Source organism: Paenibacillus sp. N3/727 (assembly GCF_022637315.1).
Lineage (GTDB): Bacteria > Bacillota > Bacilli > Paenibacillales > Paenibacillaceae > Paenibacillus_AQ > Paenibacillus_AQ uliginis.
Genome location: NZ_CP093336.1, coordinates 2,610,356 through 2,628,524 on the forward strand (window position 1 = coordinate 2,610,356; position 18,169 = coordinate 2,628,524).

At 42.7% G+C, this 18,169-nt stretch carries 19 protein-coding genes; 13 read left to right on the forward strand and 6 right to left on the reverse strand.

Annotation, left to right across the window (positions count from 1 at the left end):
* Positions 1 to 241: 241 nt before the first annotated feature.
* Positions 242 to 508, forward strand: coding sequence for a hypothetical protein (locus tag MNQ98_RS11820; protein ID WP_241933340.1), 267 nt, complete (start codon positions 242 to 244; stop codon positions 506 to 508).
* Between the two features lie 9 nt (positions 509 to 517).
* On the opposite strand, the gene MNQ98_RS11825 is transcribed toward MNQ98_RS11820, so the two are convergent.
* Genes MNQ98_RS11825 through lpxA form a run of 3 tightly spaced genes read right to left on the reverse strand, consistent with a single transcriptional unit; the run spans position 518 to position 2,276 of the window.
* Positions 518 to 1,177, reverse strand: coding sequence for a serine hydrolase domain-containing protein (locus MNQ98_RS11825; RefSeq protein WP_241933341.1), 660 nt, complete (start codon positions 1,175 to 1,177; stop codon positions 518 to 520).
* The gene (locus tag MNQ98_RS11830) at positions 1,128 to 1,469 is read right to left on the reverse strand and encodes a serine hydrolase domain-containing protein (RefSeq protein ID WP_241933342.1); all 342 of its coding nucleotides are present in this window, start codon (positions 1,467 to 1,469) and stop codon (positions 1,128 to 1,130) included. The genes MNQ98_RS11825 and MNQ98_RS11830 overlap by 50 nt, the downstream gene beginning before the upstream one ends.
* Before the next feature lie 30 nt (positions 1,470 to 1,499).
* Positions 1,500 to 2,276, reverse strand: a complete 777-nt coding sequence (lpxA, locus tag MNQ98_RS11835) for an acyl-ACP--UDP-N-acetylglucosamine O-acyltransferase (protein ID WP_241933343.1) — start codon at positions 2,274 to 2,276, stop codon at positions 1,500 to 1,502.
* Between the two features lie 214 nt (positions 2,277 to 2,490).
* Here lpxA and MNQ98_RS11840 point away from each other — a divergent pair, with 214 nt between their 5' ends.
* The gene (locus MNQ98_RS11840; protein WP_241933344.1) at positions 2,491 to 3,099 is read left to right on the forward strand and encodes a C40 family peptidase; all 609 of its coding nucleotides are present in this window, start codon (positions 2,491 to 2,493) and stop codon (positions 3,097 to 3,099) included.
* A 199-nt stretch (positions 3,100 to 3,298) separates the two neighbouring features.
* Here the strand turns inward: MNQ98_RS11840 and MNQ98_RS11845 are convergent, their stop codons facing one another.
* Together MNQ98_RS11845 and MNQ98_RS11850 are read right to left on the reverse strand one after the other, a co-directional pair.
* Positions 3,299 to 4,321: an N-acetylglucosamine kinase gene (locus tag MNQ98_RS11845; protein WP_241933345.1), complete on the reverse strand. Its 1,023-nt coding sequence runs from the start codon at positions 4,319 to 4,321 to the stop codon at positions 3,299 to 3,301.
* On the reverse strand, positions 4,321 to 5,622 hold the full coding sequence (locus MNQ98_RS11850) for a 6-phospho-beta-glucosidase (protein WP_241933346.1): 1,302 nt from the start codon (positions 5,620 to 5,622) through the stop codon (positions 4,321 to 4,323). The genes MNQ98_RS11845 and MNQ98_RS11850 overlap by 1 nt, the downstream gene beginning before the upstream one ends.
* A gap of 294 nt (positions 5,623 to 5,916) precedes the next feature.
* On the opposite strand from MNQ98_RS11850, the gene MNQ98_RS11855 reads away from it, so the two are divergent.
* The 9 genes from MNQ98_RS11855 (at position 5,917) to MNQ98_RS11895 (ending at position 15,625) form a co-directional block, all read left to right on the forward strand.
* On the forward strand, positions 5,917 to 6,780 hold the full coding sequence (locus tag MNQ98_RS11855) for a MurR/RpiR family transcriptional regulator (RefSeq protein WP_208914403.1): 864 nt from the start codon (positions 5,917 to 5,919) through the stop codon (positions 6,778 to 6,780).
* A gap of 179 nt (positions 6,781 to 6,959) precedes the next feature.
* Positions 6,960 to 7,868: an N-acetylmuramic acid 6-phosphate etherase gene (gene murQ / locus MNQ98_RS11860; protein WP_241933347.1), complete on the forward strand. Its 909-nt coding sequence runs from the start codon at positions 6,960 to 6,962 to the stop codon at positions 7,866 to 7,868.
* 42 nt (positions 7,869 to 7,910) lie between these two features.
* Positions 7,911 to 9,356 (forward strand): ABC transporter substrate-binding protein, encoded by a 1,446-nt coding sequence (locus MNQ98_RS11865; RefSeq protein ID WP_241933348.1) that lies wholly within the window; start codon positions 7,911 to 7,913, stop codon positions 9,354 to 9,356.
* Between the two features lie 84 nt (positions 9,357 to 9,440).
* Complete coding sequence (locus MNQ98_RS11870; protein WP_241933909.1) at positions 9,441 to 10,343, forward strand: carbohydrate ABC transporter permease; 903 nt, start codon at positions 9,441 to 9,443, stop codon at positions 10,341 to 10,343.
* Between the two features lie 18 nt (positions 10,344 to 10,361).
* Positions 10,362 to 11,222, forward strand: coding sequence for a carbohydrate ABC transporter permease (locus MNQ98_RS11875; protein ID WP_241933349.1), 861 nt, complete (start codon positions 10,362 to 10,364; stop codon positions 11,220 to 11,222).
* 300 nt (positions 11,223 to 11,522) lie between these two features.
* A complete protein-coding gene (locus tag MNQ98_RS11880) occupies positions 11,523 to 12,488 on the forward strand; it encodes a GNAT family N-acetyltransferase (RefSeq protein ID WP_241933350.1) in 966 nt (321 codons plus the stop codon).
* Positions 12,489 to 12,490: 2 nt separating this feature from the next.
* The gene (locus MNQ98_RS11885; protein WP_241933351.1) at positions 12,491 to 13,195 is read left to right on the forward strand and encodes a PIG-L deacetylase family protein; all 705 of its coding nucleotides are present in this window, start codon (positions 12,491 to 12,493) and stop codon (positions 13,193 to 13,195) included.
* 76 nt (positions 13,196 to 13,271) lie between these two features.
* Positions 13,272 to 14,411 (forward strand): exo-beta-N-acetylmuramidase NamZ family protein, encoded by a 1,140-nt coding sequence (locus MNQ98_RS11890; RefSeq protein ID WP_241933352.1) that lies wholly within the window; start codon positions 13,272 to 13,274, stop codon positions 14,409 to 14,411.
* Positions 14,412 to 15,106: 695 nt separating this feature from the next.
* Positions 15,107 to 15,625: a DinB family protein gene (locus MNQ98_RS11895; RefSeq protein ID WP_241933910.1), complete on the forward strand. Its 519-nt coding sequence runs from the start codon at positions 15,107 to 15,109 to the stop codon at positions 15,623 to 15,625.
* A gap of 59 nt (positions 15,626 to 15,684) precedes the next feature.
* Here the strand turns inward: MNQ98_RS11895 and MNQ98_RS11900 are convergent, their stop codons facing one another.
* Positions 15,685 to 16,044: a winged helix-turn-helix transcriptional regulator gene (locus MNQ98_RS11900; protein WP_241933353.1), complete on the reverse strand. Its 360-nt coding sequence runs from the start codon at positions 16,042 to 16,044 to the stop codon at positions 15,685 to 15,687.
* 149 nt (positions 16,045 to 16,193) lie between these two features.
* Here MNQ98_RS11900 and wrbA point away from each other — a divergent pair, with 149 nt between their 5' ends.
* On the forward strand, positions 16,194 to 16,808 hold the full coding sequence (gene wrbA / locus MNQ98_RS11905; protein ID WP_241933354.1) for an NAD(P)H:quinone oxidoreductase: 615 nt from the start codon (positions 16,194 to 16,196) through the stop codon (positions 16,806 to 16,808).
* A gap of 97 nt (positions 16,809 to 16,905) precedes the next feature.
* The gene (locus MNQ98_RS11910; RefSeq protein ID WP_241933355.1) at positions 16,906 to 17,856 is read left to right on the forward strand and encodes a DMT family transporter; all 951 of its coding nucleotides are present in this window, start codon (positions 16,906 to 16,908) and stop codon (positions 17,854 to 17,856) included.
* The last annotated feature ends 313 nt before the right edge of the window (positions 17,857 to 18,169 follow it).

Consider the following 18,169-nt stretch of genomic DNA (forward strand, 5'->3'; position numbering starts at 1 on the left):
GAAAGGTCAGAACATCGAAGCATAGGAGCTGATAAATATAGAACGCATTTTTAAAGCTAAGAACCCATCAGGAGTAGGAATGATTATAAGCATGTGTTTAATATTGGCAGTTCAATTTTATTCGTTGTTTATGAGAAGTATTGATCGAGATGACCCGTTAGATTTGTTTTTTTTCTGGACAAATGTATTTATAATTAGCATCTGCTTTCTTCTTATAATCCTCATTATTCGAAGAATGTTAATGGAGTCTTTTACCACGCATATAAGTCCAGAATTATTGACTGTTAGGGGCAAGGAACTCAAGGCTTCGGATATCAAGGAAATTAGAGTGCAGGGATATTTTAAACCGATTATCGGCATTGTACCTGCGGGTAAGAGAAGCAATCCTGTTGATCTTTGTTTTCGATTTATAGAGCAGGAGGATGCAGCCATCAAAGCGTTAACCGATTGGGCCAGAACTCATAACATTAAAATAGTGTTTAATAAAAGTGTTAGAAAATTGCTCTAATTCATTTATTTATTTCATTTTCGATACAATATCAATGGTCTTGAGCATGAATCGAATTGCCTTTTGTGTCGTTCTAAATTGATTGAATGTGCCTATGAGATACAGATCTATATCCGGCTGATAGAATAGAAAAGATCCCGTAGATCCGAAGTTTCCCCAGATGTTATATTTAGGTGGCATGAGGAGGGGGATCGTCCGGAATCTGACCAGTCCATATCCGTAGTCTATCCCCATCGCAAACTTGGACCATACCTTCATCTGTTCAAAAGATTCAGCACTAATGATCTCGTTACTTACTAGCGCTTTCATAAATTTCAATAAGTCATCGGAAGTAGAAATAATACCGCCGCCTGCAAATTCTATGCTGAGACTTCGGTAGTTGTTTAATACCACCGTGTCAACGTAAATATCGGCAACGGGGTACTCGCTCTGGACTAATGGCTCAGAATAATGGACCATATGTGAATGATCCATCCCTAAAGGTTTGAAAAAATATTCTTCATATATTTGATAGAGTGGGTTTCCGGTTATTTTTTCGGCAATGAGTCCTAATAGATGATACCCGGTGTCCGAATAATGAAAGCCCTGTCCCGGCGGGAAGTATGATTTCAAATTGTCTTTAGACCAGAGAATGACCTCTTGAGGAGTCCATAATCGGGAGGGGTACATGCAGATTGTTCAAGAGGTCTTGTTCGATATATAAATGGATGGGGTCGTCATAATTTAACTTTTGCTGCTCTACAAATAGAGCGAATAGGACTGAGGTAAAAAGTTTGCTAATGCTGGCGATTAAATAACGCTGCTGACCATTTGCAGACATGTTGCCGGTAAAACCTTCAGCCAGGTTCAGGTGAATCCCAAATTTTTCTGAATGGACCAGAAAATAGGCATTGTGAATACGCTGATCTTTTTGTACGATTCTCTTAAACAGGTTCTCAATCTTTGCTGATACCTCGTTCATTCCAGTTCTCCTTTACAACATGTAATGGAATCACTTCGCTCGTCTGCACAATGGTCTAGTTGATTTGTTCAGAAAGTTAAGCGTATTCATAACATATTCAGAAGGAGGCATTTCCTCAATGGTCTTGGTTGCTGTCTCCAGGCTTAGACCTTTACGAAGAAGAATGGAGTGGATCGTCTTGATTTCCTTCAATTTTTCAGAGGATAGACCGGCCCTTCTAAGACCAACAACATTTAGACCACCGTATCTGATGGGGGTACCGCTAACGAGAGAGAAAGGTACCACATCCTGGTTTACACCACTGCTTCCACCTACCATAGCATTACGTCCGATCTTGCTGAACTGTTGAATGACAGCAGCCCCACCAATCACGACATAATCTTCGATTTCAACATGACCTGCGACCAATACTCCGCTGGAAATGATGGTGTGATTGCCAACCAAGCAATCGTGACCGATGTGCGCATAGGACATAATCAAGTTATGATCACCGATCGTGGTATATGGTCCACCTTTTAATGAACCGCGTGAAAGAGTGACATACTCACGAATGATGTTATGGTCACCGATCGTTAAATATGTCGGTACCATATCGGGTGTTATATGCTGCGGGTCTGTGCCAATAGCTGCGCTATGATAAATATGATTATGCTTTCCCAGGGTTGTATGACTGTGTATTCGAACATGTGACTCGATCTTGCAGAAGTCGCCAATGACCACATTTTCGTCAATGACAGAGAAGGGGCCGATCTCAACACCGATTCCCAAGACTACACTTTCGTGAAGCACAGCATTTGGATGAATCATATATATACTCCTAATAAATGTATTTTTAGATCCTATCAACTATTGTATACGACATTTGTCATTATGTATCTACATTTTTCGAGATCAGACCCACAAAAATATTCATAGAACAAGACTTAAGTCCAGTTTCAATACTGTCCTACGGTCGGTTTTGGAAGTGATGTGTCCCGAATAAAATAATGATATGGTATTTAAATGAGTTGGGGGATTGAAAATGATTCATCAAGATAATATATATGTTCTATTGACCGATACCGGTACGATGTTCACGAGAATGATCAAGAGATATACTTCAGCGCCTTATAATCATGCTTCACTGGCTCTGGACAAGGGGCTTCGGGAGGTTTACAGCTTTGGGCGAAAGTGTGCTACTAATCCTTGGTCCGCAGGGTTTGTGGAAGAAGATATCTATGAAGGGGTATACCGCTATTTCCCAGAGACTCGATGCGTAGTGCTGCGGTTAAATGTATCTGCTCAGCAACGCATAGAATTGAAGCGGTTAATTCAATACTTTAATCGAAATAAAGAAGCGTATAAATACAATCTTGTAGGATTACTATTTCTCACTATGAAAATCAACTTCGCGCCTAAAAACGCCTACTTTTGTTCACAGTTCGTGGCGGAAGCATTAAGAGTGATAGAACTTGACTTATGGAACAGGCCTTCTGCCTTGATCACACCTAATGATTTCCTCATACATCCGGCATTTGAAACTGTCTATGAAGGGATGCTGTACGATTACCCAAAGTTAGGTTCTTCAATGGAGGAGAAGGAATTTATGATAGAGTGTGAAGATTTACGGGGACAGGTGATATCATACTGATTACATAATGGACTGACTGTTTCTTCAATGAGAAAGGTTCAGCTTACGAGGAGATTTTTTTATGGTTCGTTATGATTCGTTCTCTTATGAAGGAAAAAAACGGTTTCTATGGGAGATCACCCATAGAAACCGTCTTTTGTTTTTGGATTGTATGAATTTATGCCAAAGGTGACATATCCATATTGTTGATGATTTTATCTCACGCTGGTGAAGGGTCCTTCTTATGAATATTTTCTACTGACTCAATGATTCGCGCCCGGGTATCTGTATCAACAGGGTGTCCATATGCAAGTTCCATAGCCCATAATACAGCACCTGTAGCAGGCGGGACCTGCAAAAGAATATAGTTGCATTGATGCTCGGTTAATGTGGCCACATAGCTTTTGTACTTCTCGAGCAGCAGAGGGCTTTCTGCTTTAACCCAAACGGAGCCGGCCAGCACGATATCAACTTCTATACCGAAATCCAGATTATGCATACAACCTACTGTCGAATGCGCTAGCTGTCTGGCGGTATGATCAATGATATCAAGCGCAGCCTGATCTCCATGATCTGCCGCAGAGAACATGATTTGCATCAGCTTGGTATTTGGTAAGGTCCGCTTTAAGACTCCATCCGTGCCGTACTCAATAAAGTAGTCTTTACCCGGTATTTGAAGCAGGCTCATAACAGGTTCCGTCATTGAGGTCTTCGGCCCCATGCGATAAAAGGAATCGTATACCGTACGAAGCACCTTTCTTGCCAAGAAATATCCTCCAGCTTCATCACCCGATAACTCACTGCCAACGCCTCCGACCTGCAGGCGGCTGCCGCTTGGAGAAATTCCACCGGTAACCGTGCCTGAGCCATTGATGGAGCATATGCCGAAACCTTTTTCACTGCCGGCTTTTACGCCTAGAAAAGAGTCATTGTCCATGGCATAATGAGTGAATCCGATTTGTTCTATTACTTTATTTAAATTGTCTTTCTGTGTGGGAACGTCTGCCCCTGCCAAACCAAATGCGCCTGCTGCAATGTGATCCATGGATAAATGATTTCGATTCAGTAACTGCTGAATATTCTCATTCATGATCCGGAACGAACTAATATAAGCGTCAGGGAACTGTTCATGACTGCATGTTCCAGTGTTGATATGATCCACAAAGTTTCCTTGAAGATCAAACAAAAAGTAGTCCGTCTTGCTGTTCCCGCCATCAACGCCAATAATGTATTTTTTGTTCATCACGACATCTTTTCTTTCGTATAAAATTGCGGGAGATATTCCTTATGCGCTTCTTTCAGTTCTTGAAAACAGTTAAATGCAGCGTCATAGTCACCAACGAGCGGATTCATCAGCAGTGCGCGCATAGCGGCATCTTCGCTGCCGTTAACCGCTGCAGCTACAGTCTCACGCTCATAAGCTTTTACCATTCTCATATAATCGATAATATGTTCATTGTTGAAATCAGGCACAGGGATCGGTTTCGCGCCATCTTTACCAATAACCGCACACATTTCAACAGCGTCGGAGTCTTTCATGAAATCCAAAGCACCGTTGTTTAGTAGGTTTACGACATGAACCTCTTGCTTATCGTTATAGATGGCATCCACTAAGCTGATCGCTACTTCGGAATAGTTCGCACCTCCACGTGAGGATAAAAGTTCTGGTTTACTATGCAATTCGGAATCAGAATAGATGCCCAGCAGCTCTTCCTCAATCTGCATACATTTCTCGCCTCGTGTAATTTCGCTCTCTTTAAGAAGTTTATATTTCTTCTCCTTGAAGTAGTAATACTCCAGATAGGAAGAAGGGATGGCCCCAACCATCTGGACAAGCTCTTTGCTGAATCCGCTAGAAGGTATGTTTTTCATAGCTTCACTGTTCAGACCCATATCAAGCGCGGATTTCAAATAGTCTGTTCCGTCTTGTTCTATGGCTGTAATCCAGCTTAGATGATTAAGTCCTACATAAGTAAAATTTGGCTGATCCAGCTTTAATGTCTCGCGGATGCTCTTAAACATGTTGAACGGCACATTGCAGAGTCCCAGCATTTTTACCTCGGAGTGATTGAGCAGAGCTTCTGTTATTATTCCGGCTGGGTTAGAGAAATTGATTAGCCACGCATCAGGGCACAGCTCTTTCATTCGTTCTGTAATATGAAGCATGACTGGGATCGTGCGCATAGCTTTGAAAAATCCGCCAATACCGCATGTTTCCTGTCCGATCAATCCATACTTCAGAGGAATGGTCTCATCCAGCACCCTGGCCGGCAGTTTGCCAACACGGATCTGTCCAAGCACAAAGTCAGCATCCAGCAGCGCTTCATCCAAGTCCTGTGTCATAATGACCCGGCAAGGAATCTGCTCTGCTTGAATCATACGTTCACAAAGCTTGCCTACCGTTTCTAGTTTCCTTGCATCAATATCCATAAGTACGAGTTCATCTATCGGTAATACATCTTTACGCTTAATCATACCTTCAATCAGTTCCGGGGTGTACGTGCTGCCTGATCCGATTATTGCAATTTTCAATTTTTTACTCATTTTCTTTTTCCACCCTTCGATACATTGTGATTTTGTAAATATGCACTCATTTTTGCTGCTATTATAGCATTGCTTTTGAAAGCGCTGCAATATAAAATAGAATTAAATTTTCAAAATGATTTGTTTTTTGTGAAATAAAATTTCGGAATTGGAGATTGATAGTTCATCGTGAAGCTGATATATTCATATTATAATTTGCTGTAATTGAGCTTATGATGATATTGATTTTTGATTTGTAAGAGAGTAGAATTTGGTTTTTGTTTTTATAGACTATAGGATGAGTAGGGAAATCATATGTCAATCAACGATAATATTTTGATTAAGATTCGGGATATGAAAGACAGCTTGACACCTGTGGAGAAAATGCTTGCGGAGTATATATTGGAAAATTTGGAGGAAATCCCTCATCTTTCGATTAAGAGCCTTGCCCAACTAACGAAGACAAGTGATGCATCGGTACTGCGGTTTTGTAAAACCATGGGGTACACGGGGTATCGCAGCTTTATCGTGAGCATTTCGGCATCGCTAGGTTCAATGGATGAGGAACAGAGGCATCAGTATACCGATATTCAGCCAGGCGATGATCTGACCACAATTATTTCGAATATTTCGCGGAACAACATCAAATCCATTGAAGATACGATGAGTGTTATTAATAAAGACGCGATAGATCGTGCGGTAAAAGTGCTTCGTCAATGTAAGCGTATTGTATTTTTTGGTATCGGCGCTTCTGGTCTGGTCGGAATAGACGCAGAACAGAAGTTTTCCCGTATTAACAAAATGTGTCATGCCTATACGGATGGGCATAGTCAACTTACAGCAGCAACACTGCTTGAAAAAAATGATGTTGCTATCTTTATATCTAATTCCGGGGATACCGTGGATATTCTTGATTCGCTCGATATCGCCAAGAAAACAGGAGCCACAATTATTGCCATAACTAAGTACAATAAGAGTGAATTAGCCGAGAAGGCTAATATTGTACTGAGTATTTCTACTCCGGAGCTAACGATACGGAGCGGTGCCATGGGATCACGGATCGCCATGCTTACCGTTATTGATATTTTATTTGCCGGTGTAGCAAGTGCCGAATACAGAAACGTAAAGAAATATTTAACCAAGACGCACAATATTATATCGAGTAAGCATCGAAAGTAGTCATAAAAGACACCGGTGATTTCAGCATAAAAGCCGGTGTCTTTTTATATGAAATATCAAAATAAAAAACCAGTGTTATATTTTATTATAAAATTTTATTTCAGAAACTATTGACCAAAATGAAATTTCTCGTTAAGATGCAATTAAGAAATTCAAATAACTGGGATAGGGGGATGGCCATGGATGAGTATCTGGCGGGATTGACGACAGAAGAGATTAATGAGAAGACTCAGATGATCGATGAATGTACAACGGAACAAATGCTGCGTCTAATGAATGAGCAGGATTCCAAGGTTCCGGACGCCGTAGCAGCAGAAATACCGCAAATTATGAAAGCGGTTGATATTTTACACCGTGTGCTTAAAAATGGCGGTAGAATGTTTTACATAGGGGCCGGAACTTCCGGGAGACTAGGTGTGCTTGATGCTTCGGAATGTCCTCCTACTTTTGGTACTGACCCGTTGCTGGTGCAGGGGCATATTGCCGGAGGCGATGTGGCACTGAGGCTAGCAGTTGAAGGTTATGAAGACAATGCAGAGGAGGGAATCGCATTAATTGAACGTTGCGGCGTAACGGACAGGGATGTTGTTATCGGGATCACAGCAAGTGGAAGTGCACAATTTGTCATTGCCGGTTTGAAGAAGGCAGGAGAGATTGGAGCGGCCACAATCGGTGTAGTCAATAACAAGAATTCAAGGGTTGAGCCCGTATGCGACGTATGTATCGCGCCGGTTGTTGGACCCGAAGTCATCATGGGATCTACCCGATTGAAGGCAGGCACGGCAACAAAGCTGGTTCTCAACATGCTCACAACCTGTACGATGGTAAAGCTTGGGAAGACATACAACAACCTTATGGTTGACCTTAAAGCAAGCAATATCAAATTGTATGACCGCTCAGTTCGTATCATTAAGGCAGCTACGGGGGTAGACGATAAGACAGCTATTAGTTATTTGGAAAGCGCTTCCATGAGCTGCAAATTAGCCATTATGATGATCAAAACCGGTTTAGATGCAGAGAAGGCAGAACAAGCGCTGGATGAAAGCGAAGGCAGTCTGAAAAAAGCATTCGCACTATTACAAAAGTGATGTGAAAAAGATTGTATATTCTTAAGGGAGGTTTGTGAGTAAATGAAAAAGAAGATGCGTATATTAGCACCGGTTCTCGCTTTAACCTTAGCATTATCAGCTTGTGGCGGTGGAAGTGGAAGTGGAACTGATAACAAAGATGCACAAAATCCAGGAACGACGGATGGAGGCACAAAAACCGAAGCTAAAGATACAATCACAGCCCTTATCCCACCAGTATCTGGTAATTTTCAGGATAGATTCACACAATTGGAAAAAGACTTTACTGCCATGTATCCAAACCTGACTTTGAAAATCGAGCCTGCCAGTTGGGAAGATATGACTCAGAAGCTCGATACTCAGGTTAACGCAGGTAGCCCACCGGATATCGCATTCATCCCTTCTGGCGGTCTTTCCAAATACGTTGAGCAAGGCATGCTGATGGACATCACGGATTCAGCAACCAAGGAAATGATTGAAGACTTTGATGCGGCTCCATTGGAATATATGAAAATGGGCAGCAGTCTTTATGGATTACCGGCTTACATGGAAGTTCACGCCATTGGCGGTAACAAACAGTTCCTGGAGGATGCCGGTATCGACTATAAAAAAGTACAAAAAGAAGGATGGACTTACGAAGAATTCCGTGAACAGATCAAAAAGGGTGTTGTAAAAGAAGGGGATAAGACATCCCGTTACGGCTTCGTATTTGCAACCGCTGGTGTTGCTTCCAGAGACTATCTGACCATTCTGATTAAAAATGCGGGCATTCCGCACGCCTTTGATAAAGATCTGAAGTATGCTTACACGAGCAAGAACTTCCTGGAAGTGCTGAAAGCTATCCGTCAAATGATCGACGACGGTTCCATGCCGAAAGAGCTTAGCTCTGTAGATGCTGGTAAACGTTGGAACATGTTCTTGACAGGTCAAACGATGATTACGGGTAAAGGTCTTGCCACTTTTGAAAATAACGCCAACCAAAACAATGAGAAAATTAAAGCAAATGATGGTAGTGCTGTGTCAGGAAGTATCCCTGTGGAGTATATCGTTCTGCCTGTTCCAACCTTTGCGGGTCAAGAACAATCATCAAGCGTTGCGGTTGACGGTTATGTAGCTTTCCGAGGCAAGAATGAGCCTACGGCGGAGCATAAAGCCAATGTCGTAAAAGCGGCTTACTTCCTCGCTAGTGGTGAAGTATCAGCTAATACGAACAACGACATATTTGCAGCACATATCACCAAGAGCGGCAGAGAAGCTGCGAAGGATATGAAAATCGATAGAAACCCGGATAACGTAGCAGCTGTTGAAACATTGCTTTCTCATGCTACACCTGCACGTACTGATATTCCAACCGATCTGGGTGCAAAAGGAATCAAATTGGAAGATGAGGTCATTATTCCGAAACTGCAAGCATTAATTGCTGGAGAAATTACGCCTGAACAAATGTACGATGCTGTGAAAGAAGGAGCCGTTAAAGCCTTTGGTGAAGACGGAATTGTAAAAGACTAATAGGTTAAATCGGATAGCCGCTTGTCTAAGTCATGCGGCTATCCGGTATATGCTTGAACCGAGCAGTGAAAGGAGCTTCGCATGATGACACAACTCGCTAAACCAATCAAAAGACGTCGGATCAAAGGAGACAGCGGCTACGGTTATGCCTTTATCGCTGTTGCACTCGTTGTATTTGCGATGTTTACTGCGTATCCCGTCGTAAATGCGTTTATTATCAGTTTTCAAAAATACAAACCGCTTGGTTCAGAATACATCGGCTTCGAGAATTATATAGCCACATTCTCTGACAGTCTGTTCTGGAAATCAATTTACAACACGGTTAAATATACGGTGCTTACGGTGCCGGTCGGTTTGTTCATATCCTTTTCCGTGGCTATTTTGATTCTTCCGTTAAGAAAAAAAACGCAGAGCATATTCAAGGCTATTTATTATCTTCCGGCCGTAGCGTCCGGTGTAGCTCTTTCCGTTGTATGGCTTTGGATTTTTGATCCGATGCCGTCAGGTATTTTTAACCAGCTGCTCAGTGTGTTCGGGATAAGCAACAGCAACTGGCTGGGATCTAGCTCTACTGCTATGTTCTCTCTCGTATTAATGTCATGGCTGTCCAGTCATGGAACGAGTATTATTATTTATTTGGCTGCTTTACTCGGCATTGATGAAAGTTATTATGAAGCCGCAGAACTGGATGGAGCTTCTTTTCTGAAAAAACTGTGGTACATCGTTATTCCGTGTCTGAAACCAACTACTTTATTTTTGCTAGTAACGGGTGTCATCGGTTCCTTCCAGGTATTCCAGAACGCGTATCTGATGACGGGCGGTGGTCCGGATAATGCGACTACGATGGTAGGCTTGCTCATTTTCAATAACGCTTTCAAATATTTTGAATTCGGCAAGGCAGCAGCGCAATCTCTCGTTCTGGCCTTCATTATTGCTTCGATTTCATTCGTTCAATTTAAATTCCTGGGCAAAGAAGTGGAATATTAAGGAGAGGAGGGCACCGATATGGCGTTATACAACAGTCACACAGGTAAACCTGTGCGTAGGAAGACCCGTAATGCGGTGATCATGACAATTCTAGTGCTTTTTGCTTTAGCTACGCTGTTTCCAATTTATTTTATGTTAATTTCTTCTTTCGGGGATCCGGTGGAAGCCGGGGCAATGAACTACTCCCTCTTCCCAACTAAAATATCGCTTGATTCCTATAAATTCTTTTTCGATTTTAGTGAACATTCGGTGCGTTGGATGATCAACTCATTGATTGTAGCAACGACAATAATGGTTTCCAACGTGTTTTTTGCGAGTCTTGCAGGATATGCATTTTCCAAAATCCGCTTTAAGGGCAGAGCTGTCCTGTTCTCCGTCCTGCTGGTTTCGATGATGATTCCTTATCAAGTAACACAGGTGCCTCTTTACATCCTGATTGTAAACACGTTTCAAATTCAGAATACGTATACCGCAATGATCGTTCCTGGACTAGTTACGGTATATAATATATTTCTGGCTAAGCAGTTTATGGGAAGTATTCCTTCAGAGGTATTGGAGTGTGCAAAAATTGAAGGATGCAACCAATTTCAGATCTATTTCAAAATCGTTTTGCCATTATCCAAAACGGTGTTGGCCGTTATGGCCATTCTCACATTCATGGACAACTGGAATACATTCTTCTGGCCTTTCCTGGTAACGAACACCATGGATATGCAGACGATTCAGGTAGGACTTAAAAACTTTAGATTCGCGAATACAACGTATTTCGCGCCGATGATGGCGGGTGCCACCATTTCCGCACTTCCTATGTTTATTCTCTTCTTTAGCTTGCAAAAGTACTTCCTGGAGGGTGTAACGGTAGGAGCGGTAAAAGGCTAATTCGGGATACACGAATCTAATTTGTCATGACAACAACAACGATGAATACTTGGAGGGCCATTGCTCAAAAGGGCAGAATAGACGCCAATCTTCTTCGTAGTTGCAGCAAGAGGCATACAGTTTCTTGCCTATGCCGAAATCTACGGCACAACCATTGGCTCATCTTATATAGATTGCATTCTTTTATGCTTGCCGATGATTCGACATCTGATCTGCCAATCAACGCTCGTATTGACTTAGGAGCCCAGACGGCTCTAATCTTGCGGAAATAATCTGCCAGATGGTGAGGTGTACATCAACATGTTGGAGTCTTGGAAACATGAATATACTGATGCCGTTATTGATTTATGGAATGTAGAAGCAGTGAAAGATGGTTACAAGGAGCTGACGGAACAAAGCTTCGATCATATTTTTCTGTCTAGTCCATATTTTGACCCTAAGAATACGTTTGTGTGGCTGGTATCCGATCAGGTCAAAGGATTTGCCTGCGGATGCACAGGAGACGACCTGCCGCTTGGAAATGTCGCAGGATATATCACATGCATCGTGCTGTCAGATGATGTTAAAACAGATGATCATTATAAGCAGATGTTGGACGCTGTGGAGAACCGGTTTAGACAATGTGGCAAGAAGCAGTCGGATGTACTGTTCTTCAACCCGATGATGCTGCCATGGTACATACCGAATACACCGCAGCACGAGCACAATAACGCTCCGGGTGTACCGGTTGATAGTTCGTTGTATGCGTTTCTCGTGCGTCAGGGGTACATAGAGCGTGCCAGAGAATGTGCTATGTATTTGAATTTGGCCGAGTTCATCTTTCCAGAACAAAGTAAGTCCAAGGAAGATAAGGCGGCTGAACACGGATATTATGTTGAATTGTTTGATCCGAATAAACATTACGGAGTGGCTGAAATGCTGCAAGGATTTGATAATCCTTTATGGCAAAAGGAGATCGCACAGTCTACCTCGGACGGAGTGCCTGTAGTTATTGCTGAGCATCACGGCAAGGTTGTTGGATTTGCGGGACCAGTCATCCGCCAGGATAACGGGCGCGGTTATTTCTCAGGTATCGGCGTTCACCGTGATCATGAAGGACATGGCCTGGGAAGTATTCTGTTCTTTAAGTTGTGCGAGGCATTCAAAAATATCGGGACCGATTATATGTCTCTTTATACCGGAAGTACAAATCCAGCTATCCGGATTTACGAGAAGGCAGGTTTTCAAACCGTCAAACAATTCTCAGTCATGCGAAGGGAGTTTTAACGATGAGTGATCAGAAGATAACGGTGCTCGCCATCGGCGGACATGTCGGTGATGCGGAGCTTACAGCAGGTGGTGTATTGGCACATCATTCCCTAAAGGGAGATCATATCGTAACCCTAGCTTTGACGGCGGGGGAGCGCGGCGTTCCTGCCGGTCAGGATATGGCGGAATACCGGGAGCAGAAAGTACGGGAAGCGAACGCTTTTGCTGAAATGCTGGGTGGAGAAGCTATCGTATTTGACACGCCTGACGGTGAGCTGAAGGACGATGATGAGAACCGTTGGGCCGTGTGTGACGTCATCCGTAGAGTGCGTCCGAACGTAATTATTACCCACTGGAAGAACAGCATGCATAAAGACCATATGACTACGCACCGGATCGTCAATGACGCCCGTTTTTATGCCGGACTTCCTTCATTCGAGCGTGAGCTTCCTGCATTTTTTGCATCCAAATTGTATTATGCGGAGAACTGGGAGGATGCGGTTGACTACAAACCGTATGTGTATGTGGACTTCTCCAAGGAAGCTTTTGATCTGTGGGTAAAAGCTGTGTCCCAGCACTGGTTCGTTACAGGCAGTAAGTCGTTCCCTTATCTGGAATACTACAAACATTTGGCACGGGTGCGCGGGATTGAAGCGAGACAAGAATACGCGGAAACGTTCATGATTCCGGAAGAAAACAAGCGTGTCCTTAAAAACGAACTCTAGCCATAGCAAAATGACTGTAACAAGGAACTTGTTATGGTCATTTTTTGCAAATAACACATGAGTGGGGGAAGTAGTTATGATCCGAAACGGTATAGATCGTATTCAAGAGGAAGCCCATCTGTTTACAGGGAAGAGGCTGGGCCTGATCACATCACCTACTGGCATTAATAAAAACTTTGTATCCACGATACAAATACTGCATGAAAATTATAATCTCGTAGCCATGTTCTCGCCCGAACACGGTGTACGCGGTGATCAGGCCGCAGGGGCCATGGTTGATACATACCTTGATCCGCTTACAGGCGTACCGGTACACAGCTTATATCGAAAAGACTCAAAGCGACTTACTCAGGAAATGCTGGATGAAGTAGATATGGTCGTGTATGATATCCAGGATGTTGGTACACGGTATTATACCTTTATTTATACGATGCTGTATGCGCTGGAGGATTGCGCGAAAGCAGGTAAGGAAATTGTCGTCTTGGACCGGATCAACCCGCTGGATGGTGTGACCGTCGAAGGGAATATTTTAAAAGACGGCTATCAATCGTTTGTGGGCAATTATCCACTCGCGGTCCGTTATGGCTTGACGGCAGGCGAAATAGCAGTGATGGCGAACGAACAGATGAACTGGAATGGTAAGCTGCATGTGGTGAAGTGTGATGGCTGGGATCGGAATATGCTGTTCCCGGATACAGGGCGTCCGTGGATCATGCCGTCCATGGGAATTCCCCGGTTCGATTCGGCACTGCTCTATCCGGGTACATGTTTATTCGAAGGGAGCAATCTGTCGGAAGGAAGAGGAACTACCGCTCCATTTGAAATGATCGGAGCTCCGTTCATAAACGCTGAGAAACTTGCTGATGAGATGAACGGAAAGCAGCTGCCGGGCGTTATGTTTCGGCCAGTGTATTTCAAACCTACATTTTCCAAGTTTCAGGGTGAGCTGTGTCATGGCGTACAACTTCACATCACGGACAACCGGAGTCTTAAACCATTGGAAACAGGCGTCCAACTGATGTATACGATTAAGCATAACTTCGAAGACTTCTCATTTTTGCCGCCGCTTAAGGAAGGGTCAAGACCTTTTATTGATCTCCTGGGGGGAGACAACATGTATCGCAATGAGTCCGTAGATGTCCCGGCTCTGCTGGAGAAATTCCGTGAGGAAAGCCGCGGATTTGAGCAGTTGAAGCAGGAATATCATTTGTATTGAGAGGTTCTTCGCTACTAAGACAAAGATACGACCTTCTATAGGCTCGTATCTTTTTTTATGATGGTGAAACGTGATTGATGGGACGTGATAGCTGAATGTGAAGCTTGATCGTGATTTCTGAAACTCTCGTGAGTAGATAGCAGCCAACGTGGGTGGCTCTCTCAAAGCATAGGGCTTGACCAATTGTAGTAGTTCTTATGATTTAAGACACATCAGTTTTTAAAAAAGCTTCTTACACATGTATAGGATGTGACTATTCATATAAACCATCTGGTTTCAGCAGTAAATGTTGTACAAAGTACAACAATATCCCGTGATATAGTGGCAAAGGACGGATTGTTGTATATAGTACAACAATAGGGATAGAGAATCGTTATTTGCCTCTTTCCAGGAGGTATTGTTGTAGAATCTACAACAATATTAGTAGGTTCAGACATTTTGCTTGTCCAATGTTGTATAACATACAAAATTACTAATCACATCATGCTCGATCATTGGAACAGCCCATTCAGGCGTTAGTCATCTAGATCAAGCGTATGAAACGCCACACCGTGCGCTGGGCTCTGCACGCGGTGAGAAAAATTCAAGTGGATTTTGAAATGAGAAGATGTTAATTTGGAATATAATTGATCCAACAAATCAAGTTCTCAGAACATGATGCTACCACAATTTATATGAAAAGAGGGGGAAATATGATGTTAAAACGGCCTTCACATGAGGATTATCCAGAATATTATCGAGGTTATGTAGGACTAGTGCCGGAAGGGGATTTTGTAAGTATTATTGAAGAGCAGCAGAAGGTCATGAAAGATCTGATTTCATCGATCTCTGATATTCAGGCCAACCATCGCTATGCCCCAGGTAAATGGAGTCTGAAGGAAGTATTCGGCCATATAATCGATACAGAGCGGATTATGAGCTATCGGCTGCTGCGTTTTGCAAGAGGAGACCAAACTCCTCTTGCCGGGTTTAACGAGAATTTTTTTGTGGAGAATGCCGGCTTTGACAAGCTCAGCATGACGGATTTACTAGAAGAATATATGTCAGTGAGGCAGTCTACCCTTGCTTTGGTAAGAGGATTACCGGAGGAGTCTTGGGTCAGAAAAGGAATTGCGAACGAAAAGGTTACATCTACAACTGCTCTGGCTTATATCATAGCAGGACATGAACTGCATCATCTGAACATCATGAAGGAAAGATATTTGGGGCAGTAGTAAATGGATAAGACAATACAAAAGACACTAGCATCGCGCTAGTGTCTTTTGTGATTCTATCAGTTGATTTTCTTCTCTTGTTGATGATTGACCTGCTCCAAGTGAGATAAATGATTTGTTCCCCACTGCTGCAGCGAATCCAGAATCGGTATGAAACTTCGTCCATATTCCGTAAGAGAATATTCCACTCTTGGCGGTACTTCCGGATATATTTCTCGAAGGATTATATCGTGATTTTCAAGCTCTCTTAAGTGAGATGTCAACATTTTTTGAGTTATTTCAGGGATAAATCGTTTTAACTCATTAAAGCGTACGGATTCGGATTGCGCCAATCGATACAATATCCTCGGCTTCCATTTTCCAGTTACGATATCTATCGTAGAGTAAGCTCCTGTACAAGTGCCATTACTATTATCCAAACTGGCTTACCTCCTTTAACGGTATCCTTTTGGATACTATACCACATTATTGTGCGTACTTCTCAGGATTGAATGAATCAATCATAATAATTCTTGTAAGCAACAGGCAACAGAAACAATTATAAAAATGAAGCTGAGGAGAGATAAACATGTCTAATGTAAAACTTGCGGTAATCTATTACAGTTCAGGAGGAACCAATTATCAATTGGCACAATGGGCGACAGAAGGTGCGCTCGAAGCTGGTGCAGATACAAAATTATTAAAGGTTCCGGAGCTTGCTCCGCCATCTATCATTGAAAAAAATCCCGCTTGGAAAGCCCACGTGGATGCAACTGAGCATGTCCCTGAAGTGTCTTTGCATGATATTGAATGGGCAGATGCTATTATCTTTAGCGTGCCTGCTAGGTTTGGAAATATGCCATCTCAAATGAAACAGTTCCTTGACACAACAGGTGGTCTCTGGTTCCAAGGCAAAACAGCGAATAAAGTAGTAAGTGCTATGTCCTCTGCGCAGAATCCTCATGGCGGACAAGAAGCTACGATCTTGTCTCTTTATACGTCGATGTATCATTGGGGAGCGATCGTAGCGGCGCCCGGCTATTCTGATCCATCCGTATTTGCAGCAGGTGGTAACCCGTATGGTACGAGTGTAACCGTTGATAAGGACGGGCATATGGTAGAGGATGTGAAGGAAGCTGTGAAATTTCAAGCGCGTCGTACGATTGAAGTAGCGAAATGGGTGAAACAAGGTAGAAACGGATAATTCTCATGAGTAGAAGGCCCCGCGGCAAACTGGTTCGTGGGGTTGTTCCACAATAAAATGAAGCTATCAAATCATTGTTTATTAGGAGTGGTCTTTCGTGTCTGTAAAATCAAAAATTCCAGCATATGCTGCTGCATGTATAAATGCTCTTATTATTGGATTATCATTTCTGTTTGTTAAAATCGCTCTCGAATCGGCTGATCCTATCGATGCGCTGGCACATCGATTTACGATATCGTTTATAGTCGTCTTAATTCCCGTACTGTTCGGCTGGTTGAAGCTTAATATCCGGCTCAAAGACGCCGTCAGCATTTTACCTCTTGCGATATTTTATCCGGCGCTGTTTTTCGGCCTTCAAGTGTTTGGTCTTGTGAGCAGCTCTTCTTCTGAAGCCGGTATTATTCTAGCATTATCGCCGATTTTTACAGTGCTGTTAGCAGGGGTTTTTCTAAAGGAATATACGTCGGTTTGGCAAAAATACTCCGTTTTACTTTCCGTCGCTGGAGTGATTTACATTTTCGTGATGAAAGGTACTTCGTTTGATCTTTCCAATTTTAAAGGTTTGGTGCTTCTAGTTTTGTCCGCATTATCCATGGCCGTTTACAGTGTATTGGCACGTCCGCTGACGAAAAAATTCAAACCGATCGAACTGACGTTTGTTATGCTGATGATCGGATTCATCTTCTTTAATGGGATGTCCATTTTCAAGCATGTTTGGAACGGCAGTATGCATGAGTATTTTCAGCCGTTTACATCTTCATCATTTGTACTGTCCACCGTATATCTTGGGGTACTATCTTCCCTAGTTACGTCACTGCTGTCCAATTTCGCCTTATCCCGGATCGAGGCGTCCAAAATGAGTGTTTTCAGCAATCTATCTACCTTGATCTCGATGTTAGCTGGTGTCCTGTTTTTACATGAGGAACTTGGTTACTATTACATTATCGGAGCGGTCATGATCTTAGCAGGGGTGCTGGGGGTTAATTTTTTGGACCCAACACGACGCAAGCAGACTGGGGTAACCAAAGCGATACCAAAAGAAAGTTGATCGCAACAACGGGATTAATCATCTGTATGGAGAATCTTTAGATACGACAAATCAATAAAATAATACTGCTTTAATCCCTACCTAGGTAGGGATTTTTTTTTAGAAGTCAACAGAAGAGTACAGCAACATTCTTGTTACAGAAGCAGATTTTATTTTTGCACAGGAATTGCAGTCGAATAATACTTAAGATTTTCGTAAGAATCGGATAAGAAAAAAGAAAGTTCTGATATATACAATTATGAACAGAGAAGACAATATTCATTTTAGAGGAGTGAGTGATTTGAGTTTCAAATTAGGCAAAACCACGGTGCAA

Excerpts from the sequence above, each read along its gene's own strand:
- MNQ98_RS11825 (WP_241933341.1), bottom strand. The coding sequence starts at position 1,177 with ATGTACCCCTCCCGATTATGGACTCCTCAAGAGGTCATTCTCTGGTCT.
- MNQ98_RS11830 (WP_241933342.1), bottom strand. The coding sequence starts at position 1,469 with ATGAACGAGGTATCAGCAAAGATTGAGAACCTGTTTAAGAGAATCGTA.
- murQ (WP_241933347.1), top strand. The coding sequence starts at position 6,960 with ATGGATGAGTATCTGGCGGGATTGACGACAGAAGAGATTAATGAGAAG.
- lpxA (WP_241933343.1), bottom strand. The coding sequence starts at position 2,276 with ATGATTCATCCAAATGCTGTGCTTCACGAAAGTGTAGTCTTGGGAATC.
- MNQ98_RS11870 (WP_241933909.1), top strand. The coding sequence starts at position 9,441 with ATGACACAACTCGCTAAACCAATCAAAAGACGTCGGATCAAAGGAGAC.
- MNQ98_RS11845 (WP_241933345.1), bottom strand. The coding sequence starts at position 4,321 with ATGAACAAAAAATACATTATTGGCGTTGATGGCGGGAACAGCAAGACG.
- wrbA (WP_241933354.1), top strand. The coding sequence starts at position 16,194 with ATGTCTAATGTAAAACTTGCGGTAATCTATTACAGTTCAGGAGGAACC.
- MNQ98_RS11865 (WP_241933348.1), top strand. The coding sequence starts at position 7,911 with ATGAAAAAGAAGATGCGTATATTAGCACCGGTTCTCGCTTTAACCTTA.
- MNQ98_RS11875 (WP_241933349.1), top strand. The coding sequence starts at position 10,362 with ATGGCGTTATACAACAGTCACACAGGTAAACCTGTGCGTAGGAAGACC.
- MNQ98_RS11840 (WP_241933344.1), top strand. The coding sequence starts at position 2,491 with ATGATTCATCAAGATAATATATATGTTCTATTGACCGATACCGGTACG.
- MNQ98_RS11885 (WP_241933351.1), top strand. The coding sequence starts at position 12,491 with ATGAGTGATCAGAAGATAACGGTGCTCGCCATCGGCGGACATGTCGGT.
- MNQ98_RS11820 (WP_241933340.1), top strand. The coding sequence starts at position 242 with ATGGAGTCTTTTACCACGCATATAAGTCCAGAATTATTGACTGTTAGG.
- MNQ98_RS11855 (WP_208914403.1), top strand. The coding sequence starts at position 5,917 with ATGTCAATCAACGATAATATTTTGATTAAGATTCGGGATATGAAAGAC.
- MNQ98_RS11895 (WP_241933910.1), top strand. The coding sequence starts at position 15,107 with ATGTTAAAACGGCCTTCACATGAGGATTATCCAGAATATTATCGAGGT.
- MNQ98_RS11880 (WP_241933350.1), top strand. The coding sequence starts at position 11,523 with ATGTTGGAGTCTTGGAAACATGAATATACTGATGCCGTTATTGATTTA.
- MNQ98_RS11890 (WP_241933352.1), top strand. The coding sequence starts at position 13,272 with ATGATCCGAAACGGTATAGATCGTATTCAAGAGGAAGCCCATCTGTTT.
- MNQ98_RS11850 (WP_241933346.1), bottom strand. The coding sequence starts at position 5,622 with ATGAGTAAAAAATTGAAAATTGCAATAATCGGATCAGGCAGCACGTAC.